Genomic DNA, 15046 nt, shown 5'->3' with positions numbered 1-15046 from the left:
ATCGTCCACGACGGGAACTCCTCGGCTCCCCTGCCAGGGGGAGACCGTCTCGGTTGGTTTCTCCGAGGAGCTTCCCTCTTTCCCGCTCACCTCTGTTCGCCGACTACACACTTATAGGGACACGACCCTTGCCGAGGACCGGGGCGACTTGAAAGGGGTGCTGGTTGGATTCGAGGAGTCGCCACTGGCGCTGGCCTTGACCTTGAAGGATCCGACCGGCGAACGGGAGGCACGCGCCAACCTGGGCCGGCTCCATGTGCGATGCGAGGACTCGGCGGCGGCCCTCCCGTTCCTGGAGCAGGCCCTGGCCAATGCGGGAGCGCACGAGGACTGGCTCACCGTCGTGGAGGTGCTCCTGGACTTGGGGAGGGCCTATGCCTTGCGAGGTGAGCCGGCGCGCGCCGAGGCACCGCTTCACCGCGCTCGGGCGCTGGTCGCGGACCGCGGGATGATGCCTCGCTCTCGCAAGTGGAGCAGGCCGAGCGTGAGCTGGGCGCCAAGGCGCGCGCTCTGAGAGGTTGCCCGGTGGGCCCTCCGGACTCACGCAGGTCCGGAGGGATGTGTCCTCATTCAGTGAGGGAGGGCACCGTCCCCTCCCTGCTCTCGTTCTGGCTCGCCGTCGCCGGTCCCCGGGTGGCGCGGTTGACGGCGCTCCGGGCGACATTCCCGGCGCTATCCTTGTACGTCACGTGGGTTGTGATTGCGTCCGCCGTGAAGGACTCCACCAGGGTCGCCGTTTGATGTCCGGCCGGGCTGATCAGCTTCCAGGTCATCTCCTGTCGGGCCGAATCCCAATGTCCTTCGAATTCGTTGATGAGCCCAATCGACGAGAAGTACCAGCGGCGATAGACGTCCTTGTCCGTGTCATATCCATAGACGATGGAGTACTCCTCGCGCGTTGAGCCGTTCGAGGTCTGGCCGTTGACGCGAATGAACTGGCCATGGAGCTGCTGTTGGCCAACCGCCTGTCCCGTGAAATGAGCGCCCTGCGGGGATTGGGCGCTGGGCGCGACCTGGATATCGAGCGCCCAACTTCCCACCCACGGGGCAATCACCTGCAACTGCACGGGAGGGGGATTGCCCGCGTAGGGGAGCTGTTCTACCGACGCCACATGAGGCGCATGCGCCGCGCAGGACGTGGCTGACGCTGCCAGCGCAATCAGAAAGAGGCTCAGGGGCGACGCTCGAAACGGGGGAAGGCTCACGGGTGCATGTCTCCTGGAACGCATGTCCTGACTCTGCCTCGCGCTCATCGCGCGAGCTGGAGGCACGCCCCCGGGGGGATGCCGCACCCGGTGTGGGTCGTACGCTCCGCGCGCGCAACCCACACCCTGGCCGTGCCATTCCCGTCATCGGAGAGGAGCCGCTCGGCCGCGCTGTTCTCGCGGGCGGTGGGTTGCCTCGAACGATCACGTTTTGTTCGTTTCAGCCACGTTCGAGCGAGGAACGGACGTGGTTCATTGACGGTGTTGAGAGTGATTGTTACGCCAGGGTCGCAGCTGGGATTGCGAGCGGATGTTTGTGTTTTCGGGCAGGGTGACGTTGGAGAGGAGAGCCGATGTCGGGGTCGAACGCGGACGCGGTCAGCATTGTTTTGGTTCACGGTGGGTTCGTTGATGGTTCGGGCTGGGCCGGGGTCTATCGCATCCTGGCGAGCCGGGGCTTTCGGGTCAGCGTCGTTCAGAATCCGACGCTCACCTTGGCGGACGACGTCGCTGTCACGCATCGGGCCATCGCGGCGGCGGGGGGCCCCGTGTTGCTCGTGGGTCACTCCTACGGAGGGGTGGTCATCACGGAAGCCGGCATGCATCCCCAGGTGAAGGGGCTCGTCTATGTCGCCGCGTTCGTGCCTGACCGCGGCGAGTCGGTGTCCAGTCTGATCAAGGATCCACCTCCCGGCGCCGCCGTGCCGCCCATCCTGCCGCCGCGTGACGGGTTCTTGTTCCTCGACAACTCCAAGTTCCACGCCGCGTTCGCGGCCGACCTCGACGCGGAGACGGCTGCGTTCATGGCCGCCTCGCAGGTCCCCTGGGGCGTCGGTGCGCTCTCCGGCGCCGTTTCCGAGCCCGCGTGGCGCCACAAGCCCAGCGACTACCTGGTCGCGACGGATGACCACATGATTCCGCCGCCCGTGCAGCGCATCATGGCCACGCGCGCTGGCTCGACCAAGACGGAGATGCCCGGCAGCCACGCGGTCTATGTCTCTCAGCCCAATGCGGTCGCGGAGGTGATTGGCGCGGCTGCGAAGCGCCTGGGCTCCGGTCGGTAATGGTGTCAGCTCGGGCGCTGGCGCCGCCATGCGCCCGGGCTTGTCCCCACCGCGCGCGTGAAGGTTCGCGTGAAGTGACTTTGATGGGCGAACCCGCAGGTGATGGCGATCTCTTGCAAGGACTGCGTGGACGTCGCGAGCAGGTGTCGGGCCTTCTCCAATCGTCGTTCCATCAGCCAGCGGTGTGGTGGCTGCCCGGTGGTCTCGCGAAAGGCGCGAGCGAAGTGACGCTCCGAGAGGCCGCAGGAGCGGGCCAACTCGGCGAGCGACACCGCGCCGTCCAGTCGTGAGTCGATGAGCTCCTTCACCCGCCGCGCGTGCCGTGGGCTCAGGCCGCCGCGGAGGTTCGTGCGCGCCGCGCGGAAGGCTCCATAGGCGCTCGCCAGATGCGAGACGAGGGCCAGCGCCACGTGGTCGGCGTAGAGCGAGCTGACCTCCTCCGGCGCCGCGAGGGCAGGGCGCAGGGAGAGCAACAGGTGCCGCACGACAGGGTCCGAGAAGCCAACCCCGGGTTCGTGCCGCAGGTCGTCGAGCGAGGGCGCTCCTGCGTCCACGGCGTAGGCCCCGAGCGAGTGCCGTGGCAGGTAGATGCTGACGTAGTGAAACGGCCCCACGTACTCCGAGGTCAGCTTCGAGCGCAGGTCGACGATGCCCGCGTGTCCCGCATGGAAGTTCTCCGGTTGGATCCAGCGGTTCTCCGCGCGCATGGCGCCACGCGGCCGTTCGCGCAGGTGCAGCGTGAGGACGTAGGCCTCGCTGCGTGGCTCCGCGCCAGTGACGAGCTCATTGGGGGCGTCCGAGCGGAACTCGCCCGCGATCAACTTCGAGCGCTGAAGGACTCGGGATTCGAGCTGGGTCGCGAACGTGAAGGGCCGGTCAACCCGTTGCGTCGAGCGTGAGTCCATCATCCCGTGCGTCTCCGCGGAACCCTGCGTGACGGGGAATCCTACCTGTACACGACATCTGCGTAAACGTGGGGTGCCCTTCGACGGCGCGACCAAGGATGGACATGGCGCGCTCCTTGTCCCCTCGAGGGAGGAGCACCTCGCCATTTTTGCTTGATGCTAGAATGCTAGCACCCTAGGTTGATGGGCATGGCAGGGGACGTGAAGCAGTTCAATGTGTATCTACCGAACGAGCTGATTCGCGAGCTCAAGCACCACGCCATCGAGACCGAGCAGTCGCTGTCGGCGCTCGTGGCCGTGGCGCTCCGCGACTATCTCGACACACAGCGCCGCAAGAGGAGACCGCATGGCAACTGACGGCATCGAAGGGCTGCTCATCGAGACGCACAACTGGGGCAAGACCGTCGCGTTCTGGAAGGCGCTGGGCTACGAAATCGAGTTCGAGACCGACCATCACTCGGGCCGGTTGCGCCATCCCGCGGGAGGGCCCTATCTCTTTGTCGCCGAGCGGCCGCTCGACCAGGTGCTCAAGGTGGTTCCGGCGGTCTCCGTGAAGGATGCCTCGCGGTTCTCGCCGCCCAGCTCCGCCACGGTCCTTCATCCATTCGAGCCGCAGCATTGGCCCGCGCTGGAGATGTTGCTCGCCGACCCCGATGGTCGAGATCTCAGCGTTCAGGCCCCACTGCCGGCGTCACGGGGATAGGCACGCCATGTCTCGCAATCCCAAGGTCGATGCCGAGAACACGGCGGTGCGCGTGGCCCTGTGGCGGGCTCTGCACGTCCAGGTGGATTCTCCGCCCCATGTGTTCCATGACGAGCTGGGCCTCTCGCTGGTCGCGCCGGAGCCGGGCTGGCAGGCGCGGCCGGACATGAGTCCGTTCACGCGTCCCTTTCGTGCCTCCATCGTGGCGCGCGCTCGCTTCATCGAGGACCTCGTCGAAGAGCATGCCGCGCGTGGCGTCGAGCAGTACGTCATCCTGGGCGCGGGCCTCGACACCTTCGCCCAGCGAAGCCCCGAACTGGCTGCCCGCCTGCGAGTCTTCGAGATTGACCAACCCGGTCCGCAAGAGTGGAAGCGTCAGCGCCTTCACGCGCTCGGCCTGGGCGTGCCACCGTTCTTGCGCCTCGTGCCGGTCGACTTCGAGGCGGGAGATGATTGGTGGGCGCGGCTCGTGGAGGCGGGCTTCGATGCCGCGAAGCCGGCGGTCGTGGCCTCCGCGGGCGTCAGCATGTACCTGACCCGAGAGACCATCGCGGCCACGCTCCGTCAGGTGGCCACGCTCGCCCCAGGCTCGACGTTCGCGATGACCTTCATGATGCCCATTGAGCAGGTGGCCCCGGACGTGCGCCCCTCGGTCCAGCGCGCGGCGGATGGCGCGCGCGCGAGCGGCACGCCGTTCCTCAGCTTCTTCCTTCCGGAGGAGATGCTCGCGCTGGCTCGTGAGTCCGGCTTCCCGACCGCGCGGCACGTGTCCATGGCGACGCTCGCGGAGCGCTACTTCTCTGGGCGGAGCGATGGCCTGCGTCCGCCGAACAACTCAGAGGAGTTCCTGGTCGCGACGACGTAATCGCAGCCGGCGGAGCGACGAAGGCGGGGCTGCCCATTCCAGCAAGAGACGCCAGCGGGAGGTGGCGGTCCCCGCGAGTCCTCGCCGCTCTCAGTGAGGTGTCTGCAGCGGCTTGCGCTCCTTCACGCAGATCTGGATCAGCTCCAGCACGCTGAGCCGGGTGCCATCGACCTCGAACTTCTGCTCCTTGAAGTCCGGGTAGCGGTTCTCGAGGATGCGTCCCTCCGCGATGCACTCGTTGAGCTTCGTGAGCGCCTCGTCCTTGCGGCCCGAGGAGAGGAGCGGCTTCGCCGAGTCGTAGGCCTTCTTCGGTCCTTCCTGGAACCGGAGCTGCACATCGGCGCGCTTCTGGGGCTCCTGGAGCGCGTCGGCCTTCTGCGCGCATTGCGCCATCACCTCTTGCGGCCGAGCCGGGACACCCGCCACGAGCACGTCAATCGTGGCGAGGCTGACGTTCTCCTTCACCATCCTGGCGCCGTCCTCCTGGCAGGCCTTGAGCTTCTCCAGCGCGCCCGCATACAGCTCCTTGCGCTTGCGCAGGTCCGCGGAGGCTGCGGCGGTCTCCGCGGCCGTGCTGGCGGCGGCCAGGGCCTCGGCGGTCATCCGGCGCAGCGCCCGCGCCTGCCGGGCGAACTCGAGCGACTCCATCAGCTTCTGCACCTCGGTGCGCGCCCGCTCCGCGTAGGACGCGTAGCCCGCGTCCTGGCGCACCAGCTCCGCGCGCGCATCGAACAGCTTCACGACCTCCTCCATGTTCTTCGTGGCGGTCTCGACGTCACCGTCGGTCGAGGAGACCAGCTTCGCGGCGTCGATGGTCTGCTTCGTCGTGGCGATTCGCTCGGTGAGCTGCACGCGGGCGTCCGCGGCGGCCATGACAATCTTCCGCCGGTTGATGCGGTCGCTCAGCTCCGCCATGCGCTCCTTTGTCTCCTTGGCATAGATGGCATAGTCGCGGTCCTTCTTGACGAACGCGACGCCCGCCTCCAGCACCACGCCAATCTGCTGGACTGCCTTCTCGGCCTCTTGGACCTGCGCCTCCGAGGGCTTCGGCTGCTGGACCTGGGCCACCATCGCCGTCGCGTTCTTCCGCGCCTCGTCGACCTTCGCGCGCTGCTGCAGCAGATCGACCTCGTACCGGCGGCGCTCCAGGGTCGCGCGGCCATCCTTCAGGAGCTGGCGCGCCTCGGCGGCGGACGGGCTGATGGCGGGGTTCCGTGGCTGGACCGTCTCCAACGTCTTCTCCAGGACGACGAGCGCCGTCTTCGTCTCTTCGAACTGCTCGGCGGTCGCGGAGCGCTTCTCGATGTTCCGCAGAGCCTGGGTGACCTCGGCGCGCGCCGCATCGAGGCTGCGGACCTGGAGGGCCACCTCCACCTCCGCCAGCGTGTTCTTGACCTCGGCGATGTACTGCCCGATGGGCTGGCTGCGCGAGGCCTGGGGTTCGTACTTCTCCACCAGCTTGCGGACGACGAACGCCGCGGTCTTGGCCTCGGCGAACTGCTCGGGTGTGGGCCGCTTGGCGCGAAGCGCCTTGGCGGTCGTGATGAGCTCTTCGTGCGCGGGACCCATCTCCGCCTTGACCCGCGAGACGCCGGCCTGCACCACGAGGTCATCCATCTTGCGTCGGGCCTGCGCGAGTTCGCCGCGCGCCTTCTCCGCCTCGCCGCGATACGCGCGGTCGCGCTCCTCCAGCGGCTTGCCTTCGTCGAGCTGCTTCTGCAACGCCAGCACCGCCTTGTCCGCGGCGCTGAACTTCTCATCCGACCACGCCGGGGCCAACTCGGTGAGGGCGGTGGACAGGGCCTTGCGGCGCTCGTCCAGGAGGCCGCGCTGCTGCTGGGCGGATTGCTGCAGCCACTTGTCGTCGAGCGTCTTCGTGTGCCGGGCGATGGTCGCATCCACCTCGCCGAGGTAGGTGGCGAACTTGGGATCCTGGCTCGTCAGGGACCGGTTCTCGTCGGCCAGCTTCTTGAGCGAGGCCACCGCGGCGCGGGTCTCATCCATCGACTTGGCGTCGAGGTCCTTGTCGGCGAGCTTCGCCATGCGCTCATTGAGGGGCGCGAGCGCTGCGTCGATGCGTCGGCGGGAATCGAAGATGTGAATCTTGGCGCGGCGCTCTTCGACGTACTCGCGCTGCGTGCGCAATTGCTTGCGTGCGACGAGGACGGCCTTGGCGTAGTCGAGGTCCTGCGTCTCGAAGTCCACGCCTGCGTTGAGCGCGTCCTTGAGGGCCTCCACCGCCGCGACGGCTGCGTCGAGGTCCGCGTTGCTCGGCGGATCCTTCTCGATGCGCTGAACCGCCGTGGCGAGCGTGGAGCGAGCGCTCTCCAGTCGCTTCGATGCGTCCTCGACAGACTTCGCGACACCCGCCTCAGGAGGCGCGGCCACGGCAGCGGCGGAAGCGAAGGTCAGCAACCCAATCAACACCAACACGGGGGGACGTACCATTCGCGGCAACTTACTACGGCGACGGTGATGTGACGGGAGTTCCGTGTGCCTCCCGCACTTTGTGTGGTGCCCATCCATCCACTTCCGGATGGGCGACTGCGCCCGGCAGGCGCGTCGTGGCAGGCGAGGGCGGCAGTGAAGCGAGCGAGCGTTCTTGCTGCCCAGGAGAATTCCGTTCATGGCCTCAAGGGCAGTGGGTGGCTCCTTGCTGCTCAGTCCCGAGGGGTGTTTCTCCGGCGGGGGCGGATCCGCTGTGCTATTCGGCTCGTCGCACGTCATCCTGACCTGGAGTCCGCCATGCGAAGCCTGATTGTCTGGACCCTGCTGTTGTTCTCCACGACTGCGCTGGCGACCGAGACGCGGTTGGTGGTGAGGGCGCGTGCCCGGGATGGCAAGTTCATTGGGACGACGATGGGGGGCGTGCGGGTGGTGTTGAAGGACGCGCAGTCTGGCCAGGTGTTGGCCAGCGGCGTCACCGCCGGCTCGACGGGCAACACCCAGACGCTGATGAAGCAGCCGCAGGCGCGCGGGGCGCCGCTCGCGGACGAGGCCTCCGCGAAGTTCACGGCCACGGTGGACATCACCGAGCCGCTGCTGGTGACGGTGGAGGCTTCGGGGCCGCTCGCGCAGCGGCAGGCGCTCGTCACGAGCACGACGCAGGTGTGGCTGCTGCCCGGAAAGCACATCGAGGGCGATGGTCTCATCCTGGAGCTGCCGGGCTTCGTGGTGGATGTACAGACGCCGTCCGCGCACGAGTTCCTGAAGCTCGGGGCAGACAAGAAGCTCACGGTCCCGGTTCGGACCAACGTGACGCTGATGTGCGGTTGCCCGACCGAGCCCAAGGGACTCTGGGATTCCAGTCGGTATGAGCTGGAGGCGACGGTGAAGTTCAACGGGAAGCCACTCACCCAGTTCCCGATGAAGTTCGCTGGGAAGACCAGCACCTACGAAGGCACGCTGACCGTGCAACAACCCGGAGCCTACGAAGTCACGGTGACCGCCTACGACCCCGCCACGGGCAACGTCGGAGTGGACGCCACGACCTTCATCGTCGAGTCGTAGGCGAGCGATATCGAGGCCGCCATGTCGAGGGGGCTGGTTGGGGCTCAGCTCCGACGGGATGTGTCTGGCTTTGGCTTGCTCGCCGGGCGCTGGGTTCGTGACTCCCGAGCCTCCAGCAGCTTCGCTTCGGCGAGCAGCCACTGGCGCACACGCCCCAGCCGCTCGGCGTTCCGTGGCGTGTCCACGTAGACGAGGTGATACGCGAATCCCTCCAGCTCCGGCCCGAATGGTTGCACGAGCACCCCGCTTGCCAGCTCCTCGGCGACGAGTACGAGGCTGACCATCGCGATGCCTTGTCCGGCAATCGCTGCCTGGATGGCGTGCGACTCCTCGGAGAAGCGCAGCTCGCCGCCGGGGGCACGGTAGCGCCGCCCGATGCTCGCGAACCACCGGCTCCACGTGGGTGTCGCCTCCTCGACGCGACGCCACTCGAAGTGGATGAGCGGGTGTCGGCCAAGGTCCTCCTGGCCGCGCACTCCCAATCGCGGACTGCACACGGGCGCGAAGCGGTCCTGGCACAGCAGCTCCGAGCGCAGGCCCGAATGGGCTCCTCGTCCGTAGCGGATGGCCAGGTCCACGTCTCCGGAACGTAGGTCCACGGCTTCATCGGAGGCGTGAAGTCGCAGGTCCAAGCCGGGACACGCGGCCCGGAACGCGGGCACCCGCGGCACCAGCCACTTCGACATGAACGCGACCGTGGAGGTGAGGGTGAGGACGTCCTGTGCGGGGGGGGCCCTGAGCGCGTCGATGCCACGCACCAGGGTGTCGAAGCCTTCGCGCAGCACCGGGAACAGCGCTCTCCCTGCTCGGGTCAGGGCCACCCGACGAACGTGACGCTCAAAAAGCTGGAGCCCCAGCCACTCCTCCAACTGACGCACCTGGTGACTGATGGCAGTGGGCGTCACCGAGAGTTCCTCGGCGGCCTTCTTGAAACTGAGCTGCCGTGCGGCCGCCTCGAAGGCCCGCAGCGCTGACAGAGGTGGGAGGTCCCTCATGACGCACCAACGGATGAATGTAGTTCAGCCATTGCCTGAGGAATACGCGTTTGTCAGCAATGTGGCCAGCTCCTATTTCCCCGGGTGTCCGGTCCGCTCGATGGATGAGCGGGCCTCAACCGAAACCACCGTTGGAGACATTCCATGGCCACGATTCTTCATCTCGATTCGAGCGCCCGCGCAGGCGGGTCCGAGCAGACGCCCCATGGTTCGCATACGCGTCGCCTGTCCTCCCGCTTCGTCGCGGGCTGGCGAGCGGCCCGTCCAGGCGACACCGTCGTCTACCGGGACGTCGGGCAGGCTCCGCCCTCTCCTGTGACGGGGCGTTGGATTCATTCGGCCTTCACCCCTCCCGCGAAGCGGGAACCGTGGATGACCGATGTGCTCGCCGAGAGCGACGCGCTGGTGGATGAGCTGCTCGACGCGGACCTCATCGTCGCGGGCGTGCCCATGTACAACTTCAACGTGCCCGCGCAGTTCAAGGCATACATCGACAACATCGTCCGCGTGGGACGCACCTTCGGGTTCGACCGCTCGCGAGCCGGCGACCCCTACTGGCCGCTGCTGACCGAGGCGCGCAAGAAGCTCGTCATCCTGAGTTCACGTGGCGACTTCGGCTATGGGCGCGGCGAGCGAATCGAGGCCATGAACCACGTGGAGCCGAGCATCCGCACTGCGTTTGGTTACATGGGCATCACGGACGTGGACTCCGTGGCGATCGAGTACGACGAGTTTGGCGGTGAGCGCCTCAAGCACTCCATCGCCCAGGCGGAGGACCAAGTGGATGCCCTCGTGGCCCGGCTGCTGCGGGAGTGGGCGCCACGCGTGATGCGTCCCGCGGTGCTCGGACAGCTCGAAGCGCGAACGCTTGACGTCTCCAGTCCGTCGTGACGACCGCTCTTGTTCACTTCCGCCGTGCATGGCGCTCCCAGGCAACAGGCTCGAAGGGCCTATGCGCTCTCCGCCCGCGCGGCACGGTGGAAGCTGTCTGAAGACATGCGCTTCGTGAGCTGACTCGATCCTCCTCGACACATTCACTCGGGGCTGCCGAGACTCTGGCGTCCGCATCAAGTTGGAGCGTGCGACGCCCAGCACCCGCGTCACCGCGCTCACCGCATGCACTCCAGCTTGGACAAGGCCGCGGGCGATAGCAGTTTTTCGCGCGCCAAGGCAATCGCGTCCCGCAAGACTTCCACCTCCTACGTCTTCTTGCCCAACAGTCGCTGTAGCTCGCGCACCCGTGCCTTGAGTGTCTGCATCTCGGACTCGGGCACCACGGCCTCGCCGGCCTTCAGCCCCGACACGCTCCCGGCCTCCTTCAGCTGCCTCCAGCGGAACGGCTGGCTGGGATTGACGCCGTGCTTGCATGCCACCACAGACACGCTGCTGCCGGGCCCCTTTGCCTCCGACAGCATCTCCTGTCGAGTAGCGCCGTCGCCGTCCTCCTGGCTCTCCACGCCCCGCCTCCGGCGCCTCTTCTTTCGCCTTCCTCTCCATCATCAGACTCGCTTTCTATCCGAACGAGCCTGTCCGCCTCTTCAGGGGGCTACACCACTCCGATTGCGCGTGCCTGCCTACCTCACTGTCCGCAACGGTCGGCGCTCGGTCAGTCCATCCCTGCGCCGTCATGGCCTCAGGTCCACTGTCTGAGGCCGTGCGGGAATCACGAGCGTTGGTTTAGGATGTCGCGAGGCATTCGAGCAGTCGGGGACGTTTCGTCGTTCTATTGCGGATGTCGGGACGCTATCTGTCGCATCGCAGTCGAGAGGGTACGTCCCGACGCATCCAGTGAGTAGGAGATGCCGTGTCCGGGGTCGCGCCGAACGAAGAAGTCGTGACGAGGGTCGCAGGCCGGCTGTTTCTAGACTGCTCCGTGGCTCCTGGCATTGCGCCACGGACCTCCGCCAGTGAGCGCGCTGGTGGGTGGGGGATGACCGGGGCCGAAGGCGGCGTTCCCGGAGTGCGCCCCTCCAGCGCTCGGGTCATCGCAACCATGCTCGCACTCCTATGTGCCGCCTGTTCGAGTGAGCCATCGGAGCGACCCCCAGCCCGTCCTCCGCTCCTTTCCATGGCCCCATCGCCCGGCGCATCAGCACTTCCTTCGCCCGTGCTCGCCGCGCCGGCGCAGTTCTTGCCAGCGCCCAGCACGCCGCCGAGTCCTTCGCCAGCGCGCCCCCCCGGACTGCTTCTTACCGACCCCGCGGAGTTGATCCTGCTGGAGCAGCAGGGGCTGTCTTTGGGGCGGCAGTTGGGCGCTCCGGGTGAGGACGCACAGAGCCTCCTCAAGTCGCCACGGTATGCGTCCTTTGTCTCGGTCATCGAGCGCGACATGACCGAGTTGTCCAGTCGGGACGGCATCGCCCTCAATCAGTTCCCGCTCGACCCCAAGCGTGTGAACTACGTCTTCAATCCGAAGTGGCTGCGCGCGCCCGGCGCCAGCTTCCAGTTGGTGGGCGTGGTCAACCGACTCGACATGCGCTTTGCGACGCCCAAGGAGTGTGGCCAGCTCCGGCTCATCTATCGCCTCTCTTTGCAGCCGCAGGGCCGGCCTGTCGTCCGCCTCCCATTGACGATCAACGTCATCCGTCCGTTGCCCATGGGGCCGGGCGGGAGTTGCAAGGCGATTGCCCGGCAGTGGCTCGCGCTGCCGGAGAACGCCTCCGAGAGAATCGCCGCGGTGGCGCGGCTGGTGACCCAGCTGCCACCGATGAGTCGCCTCGAGACGAACTTCCAGAACCTGCACGGGCCGGGAACCCCCGATGCGGATGATCATGCGGAGTACGTCCTCAGGTCCTTCGATGTTCGGTCGGATCGCCTCGTGCCGCGGCTGCTGCTCAACACGCCTCGGGCGGATCTCAACCCGATGGAGCAGAAGGCGCTCGCGGACTGGATCGCGAAGAGCTTCTTGGACATCGACTCTGGGCGCGCCGTCATCCCGGACAGGTTCTTGGCCACGCGGGCCATCTCGGTGAGCCCTCGAGGACTCTCCAGGCCCGCCAATCGTGTCTTCAGCGCTCTCTTCAAGGCGGAGCTGGATTCGGGCGCGTTCGCGAGCCTTCCCTATGCCAACGCGAAGCGGGTTCGTTCCCCGCGAGGACTGCTGCGACGGCTGGACGGCTTCACGTGTACGGGCTGCCACCAGAGCCGGTCCGTGGCGGGCTTCCACCTCCCCGGCGAGGAGCGCGATCCGAATCAGACATTCAATGCCCTCGCGGTGGGCGTCTCGCCGCACCTGCACGAGGAGCTCGGCTGGCGCTCCCGGATGCTCGCCAGCGTGGCGGCCGGGACATCCTTCACGGAGCCGCGGCCGTTTCCCGAGCGCGCCTCCTCGGCTGGCATCTACGGCTCGCATTGTGGGCTCGGAGACCCAAGCTTCGCCGACTGGACATGCATGGCCGGGCTCGAGTGCCGCGACAGTCACCACGACGAGGTCGGGTTCTGCGCGCCCACGATGCGGACCGCCGGTGACGCCTGTGAGAACGCGCGGGTGGTGGCACGCCCGGGAGCGAGCGGCGACCAGATCGTCGCCGATTCGCCCGAGGTGTGTCAGGGGCAGCCCCCTGACGCCATTCCGTGCATCGCCAATCATTACGGGTTCCCGCGCGGATTCTGCAGCGTGGCCTGCGCCCGGCCCGGTGCACGCTGGGGGTCCTCGGTGTGCACGTCCATGCTCGTCTCCAGTTATGAGCAGGTGTGCTTTCCCCTGGATGAGCCGATTGAAGAGTGCGTCCGGAAGCGAGGGCTCGTGGCGGGCATGGCTTCGCGCGCCTGCTCTGTCGATGAACCCTGTCGCGACGACTATGGTTGCGGCCGATACCCGGGCAGTGCCCCTGGGACAGGGGCCTGCGTTCCGCCGTACTTCTTGTTCGATTTCAGGGTCGACGGGCCCAGGCCCGATCGCTACCTGGCTTCGCAGTGAAGAGGCTGATAGCTACTGTCTGGCCCTCCGAGCCCGTCTCGGTGGGAGGATGCAGTGGCGCTCCAGCAAACCGTGTGCGTTGTCCTCACGAGTCTCATTGGGCGCGTCCGCACATGGAGCGCGCTTGTTATTCGTAAAGTAGACAGGTTTCACACCAGCGCTCCGAAGTCTTTCGAGGGGGCCAAGGCGCAACGGGTTCTCCTTCCTGGCGGGCCAGGTGATGCCTGAAGTGGTCGTCGAAGGCCTGTCGGATCACTCCCTTCAGTCGCAACCCCAGCAGGCGGGAAAGGTGTTTCTCGTCTCCGCTCCAGGAGAGCGCTTCGAACGCACTCTTGGGCGCGCGTCCATTCTTCGACCTGGGAGGTGTTCCCCCTGGCGTGGCAGGCACCTTTGCGAATCCGTTCAACCACAAGGCGCGCTTGTCCTCGGCATTCAGTCCTGCGAGACACCGCAGGGCCGCATTGCGAATTTTCATGTCGGATTCATCGATGAACAGACGCCAGAAGGCATCCCGTCGCTCTCGCTGGCCAGAACGAAGAAGTCCGGCGATGGCCAGGAGGCGAAGGCCATGAATCTCGGCATTTGACAGTGTCTGGAGTCGATCCACCCATCCTGGCCCACTCTCGCCCAAGGTGAGCAGCCCGGCGAGCGCAGGAAGTTGTACCAACGGGTCCGTTGCTCGAAGTGCCGCCTGGAGCACGGGTTGGTCCTCCGCGGTTGGAGGCTGAACCATGAAGTGCGCGAGGACTCGACGAAGGAGCTCCATATTCTGGGGGTATCGCAAAGCAACGAGCGCCCAACGTGCAGCGGCGGCCGGTTCGTGCTTTCGGAGCTGTTCGTACAGGATGAGTCGCACGTCCAGCGCCATGCCGAAGTCACAGAGATGTCGGTACAACACACGGTGCCGGGCAACTTCCCATTCCCCTAGCAGCTCCACCGCACGCGAGAAGAACATCGGGGGCTCGACTATCCCTCGCGGTGCGATGTGCGGGACATGCGCTGCCTGCACGACACGGTCAAGACGATGCAGCAGTCCTTCTTCTCCCCAATGTGCGAGGAGTTCATTGAAAGGGAGCAAGAGCCCCTCTGCGGCCTCGTGATGGATGGCACTCGAAGTGCGTGCTAGTTGCGCCACCACTTCGCAACCTGCCCAACTGAGTCTTTTCAGCAGAGCCCTCAATCTCTCGTCGCTCAGCCCCTTGCTCCATTCACGGAGCAGTTGCCACGCTTCGGGGCGGCCCCAGTGGACGAGTGCGACACGGGTGTTGATCGTCACGTCCTCGGAGTCGCCTGCATCCGGCGCCTCCATCAGATGTCGGTCGAACTGGTGCCAGTGCTCGAACAGCCACGTCTCCATCTCAAGGGGCTGCGGAACATCGAAAGGAAATCCGAGCAGCCTGCTCCTCTCTTCGGGAGACAGTCGCAGCAGCGCCTCCTTCATGAGGTCGTCGAAGGACTCGAGCTTCGCGAAGTCGAAAAGCATGCTCAAGCTCAATTCCGACGCATCCTGATGGGTAGTCTGCTGACCCAACTGGATGAACTCGTGGCTTGGGAGAGCGAGGCCGAACCTTTTGGCCACACGTAGAGCATTGACACGGACGTGATAGGACTCGAGAGGGTCGAAGATCAGCTCGCGTAGGATCGGAAGCTGCTCAGCGCTCCCGAAGACGTCGAGCAAGGAGAGGTAGCGAACCTTCACCCGGGAGTCAGTGGACTCTGGGGATGAACTCTTGATCAGAGAAACGAGCTGCGCGGCCATGCTCTCGCGCGAGGACCACACCATCTGGGACTGCAGGGGCAATTCCAACGCCGAATTGGGACCGGCTGGCGAGACCGACCGCGAACGCGCGGGATGTTCCCGGCGACCGTAAGGCAGGAAG

General features: G+C 66.3%; 14 protein-coding genes. 8 read left to right on the top strand and 6 right to left on the bottom strand.

Annotation, left to right across the window (positions count from 1 at the left end; translation table 11 throughout):
- Positions 1 to 148: 148 nt before the first annotated feature.
- Positions 149 to 514 (top strand): tetratricopeptide repeat protein, encoded by a 366-nt coding sequence (locus KRR26_RS19510; protein WP_217080514.1) that lies wholly within the window; start codon positions 149 to 151, stop codon positions 512 to 514.
- A 52-nt stretch (positions 515 to 566) separates the two neighbouring features.
- Here the strand turns inward: KRR26_RS19510 and KRR26_RS19505 are convergent, their stop codons facing one another.
- Positions 567 to 1205, bottom strand: a complete 639-nt coding sequence (locus KRR26_RS19505) for a hypothetical protein (protein ID WP_217080513.1) — start codon at positions 1203 to 1205, stop codon at positions 567 to 569.
- A gap of 353 nt (positions 1206 to 1558) precedes the next feature.
- Between KRR26_RS19505 and KRR26_RS19500 the strand changes: the two genes are divergently transcribed.
- The gene (locus tag KRR26_RS19500) at positions 1559 to 2269 is read left to right on the top strand and encodes an alpha/beta fold hydrolase (protein WP_217080512.1); all 711 of its coding nucleotides are present in this window, start codon (positions 1559 to 1561) and stop codon (positions 2267 to 2269) included.
- Between the two features lie 5 nt (positions 2270 to 2274).
- Here KRR26_RS19500 and KRR26_RS19495 read toward each other — a convergent pair whose 3' ends face one another.
- Positions 2275 to 3177, bottom strand: coding sequence for an AraC family transcriptional regulator (locus KRR26_RS19495; protein ID WP_217080511.1), 903 nt, complete (start codon positions 3175 to 3177; stop codon positions 2275 to 2277).
- Positions 3178 to 3363: 186 nt separating this feature from the next.
- Here KRR26_RS19495 and KRR26_RS19490 point away from each other — a divergent pair, with 186 nt between their 5' ends.
- The 3 genes from KRR26_RS19490 to KRR26_RS19480 are packed head-to-tail and all read left to right on the top strand — an operon-like array spanning position 3364 to position 4742.
- Positions 3364 to 3531, top strand: coding sequence for a ribbon-helix-helix domain-containing protein (locus KRR26_RS19490; protein ID WP_199723668.1), 168 nt, complete (start codon positions 3364 to 3366; stop codon positions 3529 to 3531).
- A complete protein-coding gene (locus KRR26_RS19485; RefSeq protein WP_120202444.1) occupies positions 3521 to 3877 on the top strand; it encodes a VOC family protein in 357 nt (118 codons plus the stop codon). The genes KRR26_RS19490 and KRR26_RS19485 overlap by 11 nt, the downstream gene beginning before the upstream one ends.
- Before the next feature lie 7 nt (positions 3878 to 3884).
- Positions 3885 to 4742, top strand: a complete 858-nt coding sequence (locus KRR26_RS19480) for a class I SAM-dependent methyltransferase (RefSeq protein ID WP_217080510.1) — start codon at positions 3885 to 3887, stop codon at positions 4740 to 4742.
- 90 nt (positions 4743 to 4832) lie between these two features.
- Here the strand turns inward: KRR26_RS19480 and KRR26_RS19475 are convergent, their stop codons facing one another.
- Positions 4833 to 7190, bottom strand: a complete 2358-nt coding sequence (locus KRR26_RS19475) for a hypothetical protein (protein ID WP_217080509.1) — start codon at positions 7188 to 7190, stop codon at positions 4833 to 4835.
- A 297-nt stretch (positions 7191 to 7487) separates the two neighbouring features.
- Here KRR26_RS19475 and KRR26_RS19470 point away from each other — a divergent pair, with 297 nt between their 5' ends.
- Positions 7488 to 8252 carry a hypothetical protein gene (locus KRR26_RS19470; protein ID WP_120202438.1) on the top strand — a complete coding sequence of 255 codons (765 nt, stop codon included), beginning with the start codon at positions 7488 to 7490 and terminating at the stop codon, positions 8250 to 8252.
- Between the two features lie 44 nt (positions 8253 to 8296).
- Here the strand turns inward: KRR26_RS19470 and gcvA are convergent, their stop codons facing one another.
- Positions 8297 to 9247 (bottom strand): transcriptional regulator GcvA, encoded by a 951-nt coding sequence (gene gcvA / locus KRR26_RS19465; protein ID WP_217080508.1) that lies wholly within the window; start codon positions 9245 to 9247, stop codon positions 8297 to 8299.
- A 144-nt stretch (positions 9248 to 9391) separates the two neighbouring features.
- Between gcvA and KRR26_RS19460 the strand changes: the two genes are divergently transcribed.
- Positions 9392 to 10138 carry an FMN-dependent NADH-azoreductase gene (locus KRR26_RS19460; RefSeq protein WP_217080507.1) on the top strand — a complete coding sequence of 249 codons (747 nt, stop codon included), beginning with the start codon at positions 9392 to 9394 and terminating at the stop codon, positions 10136 to 10138.
- 308 nt (positions 10139 to 10446) lie between these two features.
- Here the strand turns inward: KRR26_RS19460 and KRR26_RS19455 are convergent, their stop codons facing one another.
- Entirely contained in the window at positions 10447 to 10704 is a 258-nt protein-coding gene (locus KRR26_RS19455; RefSeq protein ID WP_120202432.1) for a transposase, read from the bottom strand.
- A 650-nt stretch (positions 10705 to 11354) separates the two neighbouring features.
- Here KRR26_RS19455 and KRR26_RS19450 point away from each other — a divergent pair.
- Positions 11355 to 13166 carry a hypothetical protein gene (locus KRR26_RS19450; protein WP_217080506.1) on the top strand — a complete coding sequence of 604 codons (1812 nt, stop codon included), beginning with the start codon at positions 11355 to 11357 and terminating at the stop codon, positions 13164 to 13166.
- Between the two features lie 127 nt (positions 13167 to 13293).
- On the opposite strand, the gene KRR26_RS19445 is transcribed toward KRR26_RS19450, so the two are convergent.
- Positions 13294 to 14925: a hypothetical protein gene (locus KRR26_RS19445; RefSeq protein ID WP_217080505.1), complete on the bottom strand. Its 1632-nt coding sequence runs from the start codon at positions 14923 to 14925 to the stop codon at positions 13294 to 13296.
- Positions 14926 to 15046: the final 121 nt, after the last annotated feature.

It is taken from the genome of Citreicoccus inhibens (assembly GCF_019039035.1).
Taxonomy (GTDB): Bacteria; Myxococcota; Myxococcia; order Myxococcales; family Myxococcaceae; genus Citreicoccus; species Citreicoccus inhibens.
The sequence above is the reverse complement of the archived record's forward strand: the minus strand, read 5'-3'. Positions and strand labels throughout refer to the sequence as shown.

Excerpts from the sequence above, each read along its gene's own strand:
- gcvA (WP_217080508.1), bottom strand. The coding sequence starts at position 9,247 with ATGAGGGACCTCCCACCTCTGTCAGCGCTGCGGGCCTTCGAGGCGGCC.
- KRR26_RS19460 (WP_217080507.1), top strand. The coding sequence starts at position 9,392 with ATGGCCACGATTCTTCATCTCGATTCGAGCGCCCGCGCAGGCGGGTCC.
- KRR26_RS19475 (WP_217080509.1), bottom strand. The coding sequence starts at position 7,190 with ATGGTACGTCCCCCCGTGTTGGTGTTGATTGGGTTGCTGACCTTCGCT.
- KRR26_RS19485 (WP_120202444.1), top strand. The coding sequence starts at position 3,521 with ATGGCAACTGACGGCATCGAAGGGCTGCTCATCGAGACGCACAACTGG.
- KRR26_RS19495 (WP_217080511.1), bottom strand. The coding sequence starts at position 3,177 with ATGATGGACTCACGCTCGACGCAACGGGTTGACCGGCCCTTCACGTTC.
- KRR26_RS19480 (WP_217080510.1), top strand. The coding sequence starts at position 3,885 with ATGTCTCGCAATCCCAAGGTCGATGCCGAGAACACGGCGGTGCGCGTG.
- KRR26_RS19490 (WP_199723668.1), top strand. The coding sequence starts at position 3,364 with ATGGCAGGGGACGTGAAGCAGTTCAATGTGTATCTACCGAACGAGCTG.
- KRR26_RS19470 (WP_120202438.1), top strand. The coding sequence starts at position 7,488 with ATGCGAAGCCTGATTGTCTGGACCCTGCTGTTGTTCTCCACGACTGCG.
- KRR26_RS19500 (WP_217080512.1), top strand. The coding sequence starts at position 1,559 with ATGTCGGGGTCGAACGCGGACGCGGTCAGCATTGTTTTGGTTCACGGT.
- KRR26_RS19445 (WP_217080505.1), bottom strand. The coding sequence starts at position 14,925 with ATGGCCGCGCAGCTCGTTTCTCTGATCAAGAGTTCATCCCCAGAGTCC.